The sequence below is a fragment of the Aquipuribacter nitratireducens genome (assembly GCF_037860835.1).
GTDB lineage: Bacteria > Actinomycetota > Actinomycetes > Actinomycetales > JBBAYJ01 > Aquipuribacter > Aquipuribacter nitratireducens.
This window is the reverse complement of record NZ_JBBEOG010000005.1, coordinates 291342-305102: the sequence shown is the minus strand read 5'-3', so window position 1 is coordinate 305102 and position 13761 is coordinate 291342. Positions and strand designations below refer to the sequence as shown.

14 protein-coding genes are annotated in these 13761 nt (G+C 77.8%); 3 read left to right on the top strand and 11 right to left on the bottom strand.

Going from position 1 to position 13761, the window contains the following annotated elements; translation table 11 throughout:
* Positions 1 to 2: 2 nt before the first annotated feature.
* The gene (locus WAB14_RS12080; RefSeq protein WP_340270088.1) at positions 3 to 380 is read right to left on the bottom strand and encodes an STAS domain-containing protein; all 378 of its coding nucleotides are present in this window, start codon (positions 378 to 380) and stop codon (positions 3 to 5) included.
* A gap of 160 nt (positions 381 to 540) precedes the next feature.
* Here WAB14_RS12080 and WAB14_RS12075 point away from each other — a divergent pair, with 160 nt between their 5' ends.
* Both WAB14_RS12075 and WAB14_RS12070 read left to right on the top strand, forming a co-directional pair.
* Positions 541 to 3000 (top strand): DEAD/DEAH box helicase, encoded by a 2460-nt coding sequence (locus WAB14_RS12075; protein ID WP_340270086.1) that lies wholly within the window; start codon positions 541 to 543, stop codon positions 2998 to 3000.
* 111 nt (positions 3001 to 3111) lie between these two features.
* The gene (locus tag WAB14_RS12070) at positions 3112 to 3792 is read left to right on the top strand and encodes a hypothetical protein (protein WP_340270084.1); all 681 of its coding nucleotides are present in this window, start codon (positions 3112 to 3114) and stop codon (positions 3790 to 3792) included.
* Between the two features lie 20 nt (positions 3793 to 3812).
* On the opposite strand, the gene WAB14_RS12065 is transcribed toward WAB14_RS12070, so the two are convergent.
* The 6 genes from WAB14_RS12065 to ssd form a co-directional block, all read right to left on the bottom strand.
* The gene (locus WAB14_RS12065) at positions 3813 to 4196 is read right to left on the bottom strand and encodes a hypothetical protein (protein WP_340270082.1); all 384 of its coding nucleotides are present in this window, start codon (positions 4194 to 4196) and stop codon (positions 3813 to 3815) included.
* The gene (locus WAB14_RS12060) at positions 4184 to 4513 is read right to left on the bottom strand and encodes a TadE family type IV pilus minor pilin (RefSeq protein WP_340270080.1); all 330 of its coding nucleotides are present in this window, start codon (positions 4511 to 4513) and stop codon (positions 4184 to 4186) included. Before WAB14_RS12060 ends, WAB14_RS12065 begins: the two co-directional genes overlap by 13 nt.
* A gap of 67 nt (positions 4514 to 4580) precedes the next feature.
* Positions 4581 to 4874: a DUF4244 domain-containing protein gene (locus tag WAB14_RS12055; protein WP_340270079.1), complete on the bottom strand. Its 294-nt coding sequence runs from the start codon at positions 4872 to 4874 to the stop codon at positions 4581 to 4583.
* A 130-nt stretch (positions 4875 to 5004) separates the two neighbouring features.
* A complete protein-coding gene (locus WAB14_RS12050; protein WP_340270078.1) occupies positions 5005 to 5958 on the bottom strand; it encodes a hypothetical protein in 954 nt (317 codons plus the stop codon).
* Entirely contained in the window at positions 5951 to 6892 is a 942-nt protein-coding gene (locus WAB14_RS12045) for a TadA family conjugal transfer-associated ATPase (RefSeq protein ID WP_340270077.1), read from the bottom strand. The genes WAB14_RS12050 and WAB14_RS12045 overlap by 8 nt, the downstream gene beginning before the upstream one ends.
* Positions 6889 to 8124, bottom strand: a complete 1236-nt coding sequence (ssd, locus tag WAB14_RS12040; RefSeq protein ID WP_340270076.1) for a septum site-determining protein Ssd — start codon at positions 8122 to 8124, stop codon at positions 6889 to 6891. Before ssd ends, WAB14_RS12045 begins: the two co-directional genes overlap by 4 nt.
* 351 nt (positions 8125 to 8475) lie before the next feature.
* On the opposite strand from ssd, the gene WAB14_RS12035 reads away from it, so the two are divergent.
* Positions 8476 to 9300, top strand: a complete 825-nt coding sequence (locus tag WAB14_RS12035; protein WP_340270075.1) for an HAD family hydrolase — start codon at positions 8476 to 8478, stop codon at positions 9298 to 9300.
* A 46-nt stretch (positions 9301 to 9346) separates the two neighbouring features.
* Here WAB14_RS12035 and WAB14_RS12030 read toward each other — a convergent pair whose 3' ends face one another.
* The 4 genes from WAB14_RS12030 to xylA all read right to left on the bottom strand — a co-directional run bounded on the left by WAB14_RS12030 (position 9347) and on the right by xylA (position 13761).
* Positions 9347 to 10084 carry a cell filamentation protein Fic gene (locus WAB14_RS12030; protein ID WP_340270074.1) on the bottom strand — a complete coding sequence of 246 codons (738 nt, stop codon included), beginning with the start codon at positions 10082 to 10084 and terminating at the stop codon, positions 9347 to 9349.
* A gap of 35 nt (positions 10085 to 10119) precedes the next feature.
* Positions 10120 to 10986, bottom strand: a complete 867-nt coding sequence (locus WAB14_RS12025) for a glycerophosphodiester phosphodiesterase family protein (protein ID WP_340270072.1) — start codon at positions 10984 to 10986, stop codon at positions 10120 to 10122.
* Positions 10987 to 11131: 145 nt separating this feature from the next.
* Positions 11132 to 12562, bottom strand: coding sequence for a xylulokinase (gene xylB, locus WAB14_RS12020; protein ID WP_340270070.1), 1431 nt, complete (start codon positions 12560 to 12562; stop codon positions 11132 to 11134).
* A gap of 5 nt (positions 12563 to 12567) precedes the next feature.
* Positions 12568 to 13761, bottom strand: coding sequence for a xylose isomerase (xylA, locus tag WAB14_RS12015; RefSeq protein WP_340270069.1), 1194 nt, complete (start codon positions 13759 to 13761; stop codon positions 12568 to 12570).

Genomic DNA, 13761 nt, shown 5'->3' with positions numbered 1-13761 from the left:
CGTCAGCCCGCGCTGCCGCCGCTGTCCGCGCGACCGTCGCCGGCGGAGGACGCGAGCGCCTCGTCCAGCGAGGAGTGGATGGTGAAGACCTTGGTGAGCCCGGTGATCCGGAACACCTTGAGGATCTTCTCGCTCGAGCAGACGAGCTCGAGGTCGCCGTCCATCGTGCGGACCCGCTTGAGTCCGCCGACGAGCACACCGAGCCCTGTGGAGTCGAGGAAGTCGGTGCCGGTCATGTCGACGACGATGTGACGGGCGCCGTCGGCGACGGCGTCGTTGAGCTGGCTGCGAAGCTGCGGAGCGGTGTACACGTCGATCTCGCCGCCGACCTCGACGACCGTCCGGTCACCGACCGTCCGCGTGGCCAGGGTCAGGTCCACAGGTCCTCCTCGTGCGTGCTGGGGCGCGCCGTCGTGGGCGTCGCGAAAGTGCAGGGGCGCCCCCGTCCGGGGCTCGCCGGACAGTGAAGCACCGGTGGCCGCCCCGCGTCGCGTCCATGCGCGACGACGCGCTGTCCGTCCCGTGGTCCACCCTTGTGCCGTGCACGTGCAGCGGCTGCCGGGAGGACGCGGCGGGGACGAGGCCCTGCCGGCGGCCGCGAGAGCGGTGCTCGCCTCGCCCAGGGCCGGCGCCTGCGTGCGGCACGTGCTCGTCGACCCGCCGCGTCCCGCCACCACCGCTGCGTGGCCGGCCTGGGTGCACCCGGCCCTGGTGGCGTCGCTCGCCCGGCAGGGCATCGAGCGGCCCTGGTCGCACCAGGTCGAGGTCGCCGAGGCGGTGCACGCGGGACACCACGTCGTCGTGTCGGCCGGCACGGCCTCCGGGAAGTCGCTCGGGTTCCTGCTGCCCGCCCTGTCGGGCGTCCTCGCGGCGCTCGACGGCGGTGCCACGGCCCGGCACTCCGCGCCGTGCGCGCTCTACCTGTCGCCGACCAAGGCCCTCGCCGCCGACCAGGAGCGCCGGCTGCGGGAGCTCGCCGCGCCGGGGGTCGTCGTGGGGACGGTCGACGGGGACGCCTCCCGCGAGCAGCGGGACTGGGTCCGCGACAACGCCCACGTCGTGCTGTCGAACCCGGACCTGCTCGCCCACACGCTGCTGCCGGACCACGCCCGCTGGACCCGCATGCTGCGACGCCTGCGCTGGGTGGTGCTCGACGAGTGCCACGTCTACCGGGGGGTGTTCGGCGCCCACGTGGGGGCGGTGCTGCGCAGGTTGCGTCGGGTCGCGGCCGCGCACGGCGCCCGGCCGGTGACGGTGCTGTGCTCGGCGACCGTCGCCGAGCCCGGCGCGTTCGCCGCGCGGCTGCTGGGCGAGGACGTCGTCGTCGTCGACCACGACGGCGCCCCGCGGCCGGGCCGGACGACGCTGCTGTGGGACCCGGTGCTCGAGACCGCGGGCGCGGGCCCGGTCGGCGACGTGCCGGTCGTCGAGGAGGGGGTGCCTGCGGCCGGGTCCGGCCCGGTGCGCCGGCGCAGCGCCGCCGCGGAGTCCGCGGACCTGCTCGCCCGTCTCGTCGGCACGGGCACCCGCACGCTCGCGTTCGCCCCCTCCCGGAGGGGCAGCGAGGCGGTCGCCGCCCAGGCCCGGGACGCGCTCGTCGCCGCACACGGCCCCGGTGCCGGCGGCGACCTCGCCCGCGCCGTCGTCCCCTACCGTGGGGGCCACCTCCCGGAGGAGCGCCGGGCGACCGAGCACGCGCTTCGCAGCGGGGAGCTGCTGGGCGTGGCCGCGACGTCGGCCCTCGAGCTCGGCATCGACGTGACGGGGCTCGACGCCGTGCTGCTCGCGGGCTGGCCGGGCTCGCTCGCCTCGTTCCGGCAGCGGCTCGGACGGGCCGGCCGCGCGGACGTGCCGGGGACCGGGGTGCTCGTGGCCCGGGACGACCCGCTCGACGCCTACGTCCTCGCGCACCCGGAGCGGGTGCTCGACGGCCCGCACGAAGGGCTCACGACCGACCCCGACAACCCGTACGTCCTCCTCCCGCACCTCGCCGCGGCGGCGGCGGAGCTGCCGCTCACGGAGGTCGACCTCGCCCTGTTCGGGCCGGCGGCGCCGGCGCTCGTCGAGGTGCTCGTCGAACGCGGCGACCTGCGCCGCCGGCCCGGCGGCTGGTACTGGGCGCGCCCGGAGCGGCCGACGCTCGACCTGCGCGGCAGCGGCGGCGGCCAGGTGCAGCTCGTGGAGGCGGGCACCGGCCGCGTCCTCGGCACGGTCGACACCGCCCGCGCGTGCTCGACCGTCCACCCGGGGGCCGTCTACCAGCACCTGCTGCGGACCTACCTGGTGGAGGGGCTCGACCTCGACGAGGGCTGCGCGGTCCTGCGACCCGCGGAGCCGGGCTACGTGACGTTCGCCCGGTCCGCGACGCGCACGCGCGTGGTCCGCGAGGTGGCCGCCCGCCCGCTCGGCGCCGGCGGCCGGCTCGGGCACGGCCCGGTGGACGTCGTGGAGCAGGTGACGGGCTTCGTCCGTGTCGACCCCCTCACCGGGACCGTCCTCGGGCAGGAGCTCCTCGACCTGCCGGAGCGGTCCTTCCGGACGCAGGGGACGTGGTTCACCGCCCCGCCGGGACGTGGCGACAGCGGCGAACGCGGCGAACGCGGCGCACGCGGCGCACGCGGCGCACGCGGTGGCAGCGATGATCACGGCGGCGGGCGGCTGGCGGCGTCCCTCCACGCGGCGGAGCACGCCCTCACCTCGTTGGTCCCGCTCGTCACCGTGAGCGACCGCTTCGACGTGGCCGGCACGTACGACGTGCACCACCCCGACCTCGACGCCGCCGCCGTGCTGGTCCACGACACGTGGCCCGGCGGGGCGGGTTTCGCCGAGCAGGTCCACGCCCGCGCCGACGACCTGCTGGCGGCCGCCGGCGCAGCCGTCGGCGCGTGCGCGTGCGCGGCGGGCTGCCCCGGGTGCGTCGTGAGGCCGGGGTGCGGCGCCGGCAACCAGCCCCTCGACAAGGCGGGCGGGCTCGGCCTGCTGCGGCTGCTCGCCGGCTGACCGCGCGCCTGGACGACGCGGCTGCGACCGCTCGCTAGCGTGGCCGGTGATCGGGCTTCTCGGACCAACCGGGACGACGGACCGCCTCCGGGCGGTGTAGGGAGTGACGTCATGGTCGTACTGGGGATCCTGCTGCTGGTGGTCGCCGTCGTGGTGCTCGCCTTCATCCTGCTCGGGGGCCTGCCGCCGGGGCCCGGCACGGAGGTGTCGTTCGACGTCTTCAACCTCACGCTCGAGACCTCGGCGGTCGCCCTGTTCGGGCTCGGGGCGCTCACCCTCCTGATCCTCGAGCTCGCGGTGCTCGCCATCCGCTCCGGTGCGCGCCGGTCCTCGCGCAAGCGCGCCGAGCTGCAGCGTCTGCGGCGGGTGGAGCAGGAGGTGCAGGCCCGTCAGGCGGCCGAGGCCCAGCGCAACACGACCGTGCCGGACAGCGGGTACTCCGCGCCGCCGCCCGCGCCGTTCGCCCGGCGCGACACCGCGGAGCGGCCCGCCCTCCGCGACGACGACGACGCCGCGCAGCGCCGCGAGGAGAGCACCCAGGTCGTCCGCCGGCCGGGCGACGACGACCGGTCCGAGACCACCGACGCGACCGACACCCCCGGCGGCGCCGGCCGCGGTGACGGTGACGGCACCGCGACGCTGTCGCCGCAGGACCGCAGCGGCGACGACGCCGGGCGTGAGCGCCACGCGGGCGAGCGCGCCGACGGCGCCCAGGGCGACGACCTGCCCGTCGCCGACCGCCCTGACGGCACCCTCAGCACCGACGCGGAGTCGTCCCGCCGCCAGGCCTGACACGGCCGCACCGCGACCTCTCACGGCTCGTCCACCGGTCGCCCGACCGGGCCCGCGGAGGCCGTCGACGTCACGACGACGTCGAGGCCGAGGACGCGGTCGCTCACCAGCACGGTGACGCCGACGTCGGCCCCCAGGGCGACGCACTCGCTGACGGACGCGGCGGCGTGGTCGGCGCCGGACGCCGACAGCGCTCCGGTGCCACCCGCGACGTGGGCCGCACGCGAGCAGGCGGTGTCGAGGGGTTCCCCGCGGGCACGCGCGCCGGCGCCCGCGAGGGCGGCGAGATCGGCTGCGGCATCGGCCGTACCCCGGAGGCGGGCGACCTCACCGACCCCTGTCACCGCGGCCGCCCCCACCGCCAGTCCCGCGAGCGAGACCGCGAGCGTGCTCAGGGCGCCCACGTGGGCTCCCGCCAGGCCCGCGCCCGGCACGTCACGGGAACCGACCAGACCCCGGGCGGGTGGACGTCGAGGCGGACCGTGACCTCGACCGGGCCGTCGGGCGCCGGCGAGGCGACGCTCACGGCGGCCGGCCGCGCGAGGACGGCCCGGGCCTCGCCCGTGGCCACCACGGGCGACTCACCCCGGGCGAGGGCGCGTGCGGCGGACCGGGCGGCGTCGACGCACGACACCTGGGCCCTCGTGACGGCACCGACCGCGAGCAGCACGGCGAGGCAGAGGACGACGACGGGCAGCGTGACGGCGGTCTCGGCCGTCACGCTGCCCCGCTCGCCCGACCGGAGCGGCCGCACCGACCGGACCGGACGCGCCACCCGCCGTCGTCGTTCAGACGGTGCCGAGGGCACGACGGACGAGCTCGGCGAGCATCTCCTGCACCTCACCGCTGCGGAGCACGGCGAACAGGAGCCCGGCGAAGCCGACGGCGGCGAGAGTGGCGACGGCGTACTCCGCGGTCGCCATCCCGAGGTCGCCGCCGCGGGTGACGGCCGCGACGCGGGCCGGGACGCGGGCCGGGACGCGGGCCGGGACGAGTGCGCGGCCCTCGGGACGTGGGGCACCGTCCGTCCCGGTGGCGGGGCTGGTGGGGATGGCGGTACGGGCGCTGGTGGGGATGGTCATGGTGAGGTCCTTCCTGTCGGGTCGTGGCCGGACGGCCGTTGTCGACGACGCTCGCGCAGCGGGCGGGACCGCGTCCGTCGCGGCGGTCGCGACGGTGGACGACACGCTCGACCGCGGGCCTGTGGGGACGTCACCCGAGACCCGTCCCGAGCAGCCGGACGACGACGGGGGCGATGCCGAGCAGGAGGAAGCCGGGCAGGGCAGCGGAACCGAGGGGCAGGACGAGCCGGGCCGCGAGCCGGGCGGTTGCGGCGCGGGCGGCGGCGTCCGTCTCCCGGCGGACCTCGACCGCGGCGACCCGCAGGGATCGGCCCGCAGGGGTCCCGGTGGCCGTGGAGAACGCCACCGCCTCGAGGAGGGGCTGCAGCGCGGGTCCGACGTCGACGAGCCGGAGGTCGCCGACGTCGAGCCCGTCGGCGAGCACGCGCAGCCGCTGGGCGCGACCGGCCGGGTCGGCTCCCGGCACGCGGGCGAGACCGGCGGCGACGCCCCGCAGCGCGGACGCGGTGCCCGTGCCGGCGGCGAGAACGGCCGCCAGCAGCCCGCAGACGGTGGCGTCGTCGACGTCCGTGCGACCGGCCCCCGCGGCGGACGCCGCCACCGCGACGAGCCGGCGCGACCACCACCACGACAGTGCGAGCAGCGCGAGACCCGCGACCAGGCACGCCCGACCCCACTGCGTGCCGATCAGCACACCGAGGGCGTCCACACCGAGCAGGGCGGCGAGCAGCGGCCCCGCGAGGGGCAGGGCGCCGACGATCCGCGCCGACGACAGGGGCCCCGCGACGGCCGCGTCCCGCTGCCGTGACGCCTCCTCCTCGAGCCGGGCGCCGTCGGCGGCGCAGCGCAGCACCTCGGCCGCCGGTGCCCCCAGCCCGAGCGACACCTCGACGGCCACGAGCAGCCCGGCCCGTCCGCGTGCGGCGCGGGGCGTCGAGCGCACGCGGGGGTCGAGCACGGCGGCGTCGACGTGCCCTGTCGCCGCCTGCCAGCCGAGGCCGGCCTCGAGCACGAGAGCGAGGCGCTCGGCGCACCGCACCACGTCGTCGACGTCGACGAGTCCAGGCCGCGCCCGGTCAGCCACGGACGCGGACCAGCAGCGGCACGGCCCCGACCGGCACCGCCTGGTCCGACCACGTCCACACCCCTGTCACCCGGCGCCCGCCGTCGCCGCCCCGTTCGACTGTCACGACGACGTCGACGGCCGCTCGCAGCTGCAGCAGCGCCGTGGCGGGGTCGATGCCCGCGGCGCCTGCGAGCGCGACGACACGCACCGGCACCTCCTCGGCACCGGCGGCGTGGAGGGTGGCTGCCCCGCAGTGCCCGGCCCCGAGGGCGAGCAGCAGCTCGCGGACCTCGGCGCCCCGGCACTCGCCGACGACGAGGCGGTCCGGTCGCATGCGGAGCGCCTGCCGGACGAGGACGTCGAGGCCGACGGCGCCGGCGCCCTCGACGTTGCCCGGTCGCGCCTCGAGGGACACCACGTGCGGGTGGGCGGGTGCGAGCTCGGCGGCGTCCTCGACGACGACGAGTCGCTCGTTCGGCGGTACCTCCGACAGGAGCGCCCCGAGGAGGGTCGTCTTGCCCGCGCCCGTGGCGCCGACGACGAGCACGCGGCTGCGGGCCGCCACCACCTCGCGGAGCGTCTCGAGGAGGCGGTCGTCGAGCGCGCCGAGCTCGCGCAGGGCCTGCAGGTCCCGGGGGGCGGCCCCGAGGAGCCGGAGGCTGACGTGCGTGCCCCCGCGCGCAAGGACCGGTAGCACCGCGTGGAGGCGGACCCCGCCCGGCAGGCGCGCGTCCACCCACGGGGAGGCGTCGTCGAGCCGCCGGCCGCCGGCACCGGCGAGGCGGACCGCGAGGGCGCGCACCTGCGCCTCGGTGTCGAGACCGGGGACGGCGAGCCGCCGCAGCCCGGACCCGTCGTCCACCCACACGCGGCCGGGACCGTTGACGAGGACGTCGGTCACGCCGGGTGCCGCCACCGCCGCGGCGAGCGCACCGAAGAGGTCGCCCGTCACGGCCCAGCCGGCACGGCGGCTCCACGGCGGCTGGGCAGCCGGTCGGCGAGCACCTCGGCCACCCAGCGGTCGGCCCACCGTCGCAGCGGGCTGCGGCCGTGGTCGGCGAACGGGTGCCCGTGCTCGAGAGCGGCCGCGAGGCGCGGTTCGGCGCGCACCTCGTCGGTGCGGTGCAGCCGCGACCCGTCGGCCTCGACACCGGCGGCCACGGCGAGACCGGCCTCGCTCGCGCGCAGTCCGCCGGGCGAGGGGCCCCGGACGAGCAGGTGGGTCCGAGCCGCGGGCCAGTCCCGCCACGCCCGGAGGACGAGGGGCGCCGCCGCCACGGCGCGCACCTCGGCCGGGCACACGCACAGCAGCACGTCCGGGGCGGGGGTGGCTCGGGCGGGTGACCGGCCCGGCACGGTCGCTGCGGCGGGGTGGCGGGGGAGGTCGAGGACGACGACGGCGTGCTCGGCCCTGGCTGCGGCGAGCACCGCCGCCCCCGCACCCTCCTGCACGAGAGCGGCTCGGCGGCCGTGACTGAGGACGCGGACGCCGTCGGCCGTGGGCAGCGAGTGGGACAGGCCACCCGCGGGCAGCGGCGGGCGGACGTCGTGCAGCCCGTCCCACCGGAGCCCCGGCAGCTCCTCCGCGCCGAGGGCGAGGTCGAGGCCGCCGCCACCCGGGTCGGCGTCGAGCAGGAGGACGGCCGGGTCGTCGCGTCGGAGGCCGGATCGCCCGGCGCCGCGAGCGGCGGCGGTGGCGAGGGCCACCGCGGTGGCGGTGGCACCCGCCCCTCCGCGGGCGCCGACGACGCCCACGCAGAACGCGGACGGCCACGCCGCCCGGCGCAGCCGGTCGACGACCCACTCCCTGCCCGCGGCGAGCCCGACGACGTGCTCCGCACCGACGGCGACCGCGGCCCGCCACACCTCCCCCGGCGGGTCGACCGGAGCACCGGGCGCCGGCACGTGGACGACCACCACCCCCTCGCGGCGTGGGAGCCCGGCGAGCCCTGGCGGCCACACCGCCTCGGCCGCCTCGGCCGCCCCACCCGTGTCGTGACCCACCCCACCGGCGGGCTCGCCGAGCCCGAGGAGCACGAGCGCCGCACTCCGCCACCCCGGCGGCTCGCTGCGGCCCGGGTGCGACGTGGCTGCCACCCCGGCCTCGGCGCACAGCGCCGACAGGACGGCGCGCACCTCGGGGTCGACCGCGAGGCACAGCACCTCGGCTCCCTGGATGGCCACGGCGCTCAGCACACCGCCTCGGCGGGACGCGACGGGGGCCGCGCCCGCGCGGCTGTGGACGGCCCGACGCGCTCGTCGGCTGGGGACACGTCACGCGACCAGCCGCCGGGAGAAAAGGGGGCGGCCCCTGCCGGGGGGACGCAGGGGCCGCCGGATCCGGTCACGCCGGGGGGGACGTAGGACCGGATCCACAGGGCTGGGGGAAGCCCTACGGGAGAGTGTGGCGGTTGTTCGCTCTTCACACAACTCCCTCGCGGGAAAACCCCGGCGCCGTGCCGTCGGGCCGCACCCGGGCGGAGCGGCCCGGCGCCCGTCGCGCGCCCGCCCGACCCCGCTCCGTACGCTGGGCGGGTGCCCGACGCGTCCCCCGACACCGCCCGCGTCGCGGCGTTCTTCGACCTCGACAAGACGCTGCTCGCCGCGTCGAGCACGTTCGCGCTCAGCCGCGGGCTGCGGCGGCGCGGGCTGCTCCCGCCGCACACGGCCGCACGCAGCGCCGTCGCCCACGCCTCCTACATGGTCCGCGGCGCCGACCACGTGCAGATGGAGCGGATGCGGGACCTGCTCACCGAGCTCGTCGCCGGCTGGGACCGCGCCGTCGTCGAGGAGGTCGTCGCGGAGGCCCTCGACGACGTCGTCCTCCCGCTCGTCTACCCGGAGGCCGCCGAGCTCGTCCGCTGGCACCAGGAGTACGGCCGGGACGTCGTCGTCGTGTCCTCCGGCGCCCAGGAGGTCGTCGGGCCGATCGGCGACGCGATCGGGGCGACGCTCACGGTCGGCAGCACCCTGGAGGTGGTCGACGGCCGCTACACGGGCCGCATCGAGCACTACACGTACGGTCCGGCCAAGGCGGAGGTGCTCCGGCGGCTCGCCGCCGAACGCGGCTACGACCTCGCGGCGTGCTACGCCTACTCCGACTCCGCGACCGACCTGCCGATGCTCGAGGCAGTCGGTCGGCCGCACGCGGTCAACCCCGGCCGGCGCCTCACCGAGCACGCCGAGACGGCGGGCTGGCCGGTCCTGACGCTCACGCCCCCTGCAGCGGCGGTCCGTCGCCTCGACGCGCTCGCCGCGCCGTCGCCGGCGGCGGTCGGGACGGTCGGGGCCGTCGGGGTCGGGGTGGCCGCCACCGCCGGCCTCGGCTGGTACCTCGCTCGACGCCGCCGCCGGGGCTGACGGTCGGGGCTGACGCGAGCCGGGTCCCGGCCCGGCGCCCACCGGGTCAGGTCAGCCGGCCGGCCATGACGTGCTCGGCGACCCGGGTGGCCTCCGCGGCCCCGGCGACGACCGCGTCGCCCCACCACCGCACCCAGCCGACCACGCCGTCGGGTCCACCGGCACGGTAGCCGGCGAGCGCGGCCTCCCGACCCGCCCGGTCGGCGACGGCGTGCCGCTCGGGCACCACGACGCCCGCGGGGTCGAGCCCGCCGTGCACCACGACGCAGCGGGCGAGGGCACGGGCCACGACCCCGGACACCGGGACGAACGCCTCGCTCGTCGTCACCTCCGCGTCGACGAGCGCGGCGACGACCAGCGCCGGCGCCGGCGAGCGGTCGACGACGAGCCGGGCGAGCAGGTCGAGGCGCTGCACCGCGGCAGGGCTCGGCCGACCCAGCGCCGTGCGGTCGGCGACGAGGTCGGCGGCCGCGAGGGCGTGCATGCGCGCCATGACCTGCCGCGGTGCCCGCCCCAGCGCCACCGCGGAGCCGTGGGCGTCGAGGGTGACCCGCAGCGCACCGGTGACGAGCGCGAGCACGGGGTCGCGGTGGTCCCCGCGGGCGGGGACGTGCTCCTGCGCGGCGACGAGCGAGCGGACCTGCTCCAGCGGCAGCCGGGCGCCGTCGACCTCGGCGGACGCGGCCGCGGCGCGGACGCACGCCTCGACCCGCACCTGCTCGGTGCGACGGCGCATGGCGGGGAGCCAGCGCAGCGCGGAGCAGGCGTCGCGGGCCTCGGCCACGGCCGAGACGACGCGCGGATCGGCGACGAGAGGCCTCACCACGTCGGGCCCGGACCCGGCAGGACGTCGCTCGTCGGGCTCGCGGGAGGGCACACCGGCAGGGTAGGCGGCGCCACCGGACCACCGGCACGCCCGGCCGCGGCGCTGCGCGCCACGAGGGCCTCGCGCAGGAGGTCGGGCCGGTCGGTGATGACGCCGTCGACGCCGAGGTCGAGCAGCGCCCGCATGCGCTCGGGGTCGTCGACCGTCCACGCGAGCACCCGGAGCCCCCGCTCGTGAGCGCACTCGACCACCTGTGCGGTGCACACGACGCGGCCGCCGAACCGGTCCGGCACGCGGTCCGGCACGTGGAGCCAGCCCGCGCCGTCGGGCAGCCGGCCGACCGGCAGCCCGAGGTGGACCCTCGTGAGGAGGCGGACGAGCGACTGCCAGCCGAGTGCCCGTTCGACGGCGGGCTCGGCGCGCGCGACGCCGGCGAGGACGGCGTCGGACGCGCCCGCCACGCACACCCGGTCGACGGCGTCGACGCGACGCAGCTCCGCGAGGAGACCGGGCACGACCCTGGCCTCCTTCACGTCGACGGCGAGCCGGGCGTCCGGCATGGCCTCCAGCACGTCCGACGGGCGCAGCAGCCGCTCCCCACCAGGGGTGCGCAGTCCCCGCAGCTCGTCCCACGTGAGGTCGCGGACGTCCGCCTCGAGCCCGAAGAGCCGGCGGAGGCTGCGGTCGTGGTGCAGGACCGGGACGCCGTCGCGGCTGGCACGGACGTCGGTCTCGAACCAGCGGACCCCGAGCGCGTACGACCAGCGGAAGGCCGCCCAGCTGTTCTCGGGTCGGCAGCCTGCGCCGCCACGGTGGGCGACGGTGACGTCGGGTGCGGCGGTGTACCGGGTGCGGCCCACACCGGACATGATCGGCAGGCCGTACCCGCTCCGTCGCCGCGGACGCCCGCGTGCACGAAGGTGTCACCGGACGTTCACCGACTGCTCCCCGACCGGCCACCGGACGGTCGGGCCGGCGCGGGTGCCGGTGCCACGGGAGCGGGCGTCACCCCAGCCGGTCGAGCAGCTTCCCGGCCGCGGCGCCGTACCGTTCGCGGACGTGCGGCGCCGGCTCCGCCTCGACGGCTCGGGCGTCGGCGAGCTCCCACACCGGCGGCGCGTCCCCGCCGGCGAGCACCCACGCGGCCTGCCGCGCCGCGCCATCGGCGACGTACTCCGACGGGGCCGGGACCGTGACGGGGCAGCCGAGGACGGCCGGCGCGACCGCGTGGACGGCCGGCGACGCCGCCGCCCCGCCGACCAGGACGGCCCGCTCCGCCGAGGCACCGGCCGCGACCAGGGCGTCGACCCCGTCGGCGAGACCGCAGAACAGGCCCTCGAACGCGGCCCGTGCGAGGTGCTCGGGGGTCGTCGTCCCGAGCGTCAGGCCGTGCAGCGACCCGGTCGCCAGCGGCAGGTTGGGGGTCCGCTCGCCCTCGAGGTAGGGCACGAGGACGAGCCCGTCCGCCCCGACCGGGGCGGCGAGGGCGAGCTCGGCGAGGCGCGCGTGGTCGACACCGAGCAGGCGGGCGGTCGCGTCGAGCACCCGGGCGGCGTTGAGGGTGCAGACGAGCGGGAGGTGCCGCCCGGTGGCGTCGGCGAACCCGGCGACGATGCCGCTGGGGTCGGCGACGGGGACGTCGCTGACGGCGCTCACGACACCCGACGTGCCGATGGACACGACGACGTCGCCCCGTCCCGCGCCGAGGCCGAGAGCGGCCGCGGCGTTGTCCCCCGTGCCGGGACCGACGGCGGCCCCGGCGCGGACCGGCCCGCCGGACGGCATGGCGCCGGCGGCCTCGCCCGGGCCGAGGACCCGCGGCAGGCGCACGACCCGGCCCAGCCCGAGCTCGAGGAGGTCCTCGCGGTACCGGTCGGTCGCCGCGGAGAAGTACCCGGTGCCGGACGCGTCACCGCGGTCGGTGACGAGCGCGTCGAGGCCGACCGGAGCCCCGGGACCGCCCCCGAGGAGCCGCCACGTCAGCCAGTCGTGCGGCAGGCACACCGCGGCCGCCCGTGCGGCGGCCTCAGGCTCGTGGTCGCGCAGCCACCGCAGCTTCGACACGGTGAAGGACGCGACCGGGACCAGCCCCACCGCGTCCGCCCACGCCTCTGCGCCCAGCTCGGCGACGAGGTCCTCGGCCGCCCCCGCCGAACGCGTGTCGTTCCACAGCAGCGCCGGGCGGACGACCTCGCCCGCGTCGTCGAGCACGACCATGCCGTGCTGCTGCCCGCCGACCGCGACGGCCTCGACGTCGTCGAGGCCGCCTGCGTCGGCGACCGCCGCGAGGAGCGCCTCCCACCACGCGTGGGGGTGGACCTCCGTGCCGTCCGGGTGCGGCGCGCGCCCGGACCGCACGAGAGCCCCGGTCGAGGCGTCCCGCACGACGACCTTGCACGACTGGGTGGAGGAGTCGACCCCCGCGACGAGCGCCACGGCCGTCAGCGGGCGCCGAGGAGGTGCTCGACGGCGAGCTGGTCGAGGCGCGTGTAGTGCTTGCCCCGTGCCGCGGCGGCGTCGACGTCGAAGTCCTCGAACGACGCGCTGTCGGCACGCAGGTCCCGCCACGTCTCGCCGTCGGCGAGCGTCGGCAGCGCGAGCTCCGGCGACCGGGCCGCCTGGAGCGCCTCCTGCACGTCGGGGTCGGCGCGCCACGCCTGCGCGCGCTCCTTGAGGAGCAGGTACGTCCGCATGTTCGCCGCCACCGACTCCCACACGTCGTCGGCGTCGTCGGTGCGGTAGGGCTTGTAGTCGAAGTGCCGGGGCCCGGTGTACGCGGCACCGCCGTCCGGGCCGCCGTTCTCCAGGAGGTCGACGAGGAAGAACGCGCTCTTGACGTCGCCGTGGCCGAACACGAGGTCCTGGTCGTACTTGGGCCCGTGCTGGCCGTTGAGGTCGATGTGGAAGAGCTTGTCGTGCCACAGGGCCTGCGCGATCCCGTGGACGAAGCTGAGGCCCGCCATCTGCTCGTGACCCACCTCGGGGTTGAGCCCGACCATGTCGGCGTGCTCGAGGCTGCCGATGAAGGCGAGCGCGTGGCCGATCGTCGGCAGGAGGATGTCACCGCGGGGCTCGTTCGGCTTCGGCTCGATGGCGAAGCGCAGGTCGTAGCCCTGGTCGAAGACGTACTGGGCGAGCAGGTCGATGCCCTCGCGGTAGCGGGACAGCGCGTCGCGGACGTCCTTGGCGGCGTCGGTCTCCGCGCCCTCGCGCCCACCCCAGAACACGTACGTCGAGGCCCCGAGCGAGGCGGCGAGGTCGATGTTCCGCATGATCTTGCGGAGGGCGTAGCGGCGGACGTCGCGCTCGGAGGCGGTGAAGGCGCCGTCCTTGAACACCGGGTGCGTGAAGGTGTTCGTCGTCGCCATGGGCACGACGAGCCCGGTCTCGGCGAGCGCACCGCGGAACTTCTCGATGATGGCGTCGCGGTCGGCGTCGGAGCTGCCGAACGGGACGAGGTCGTCGTCGTGGAAGCTGATGCCCCAGGCGCCGGCCTCGGCGAGACGGTGGACGGCCTCGACGGGGTCGAGCGGGCCGCGCGTCGCGTCGCCGAAGGGGTCGCGGGCCTGCCAGCCCATGGTCCACAGGCCGAAGCTGAACTTGTCGTCGCGGGTGGGGGTGGCGGCGTCGGCCAC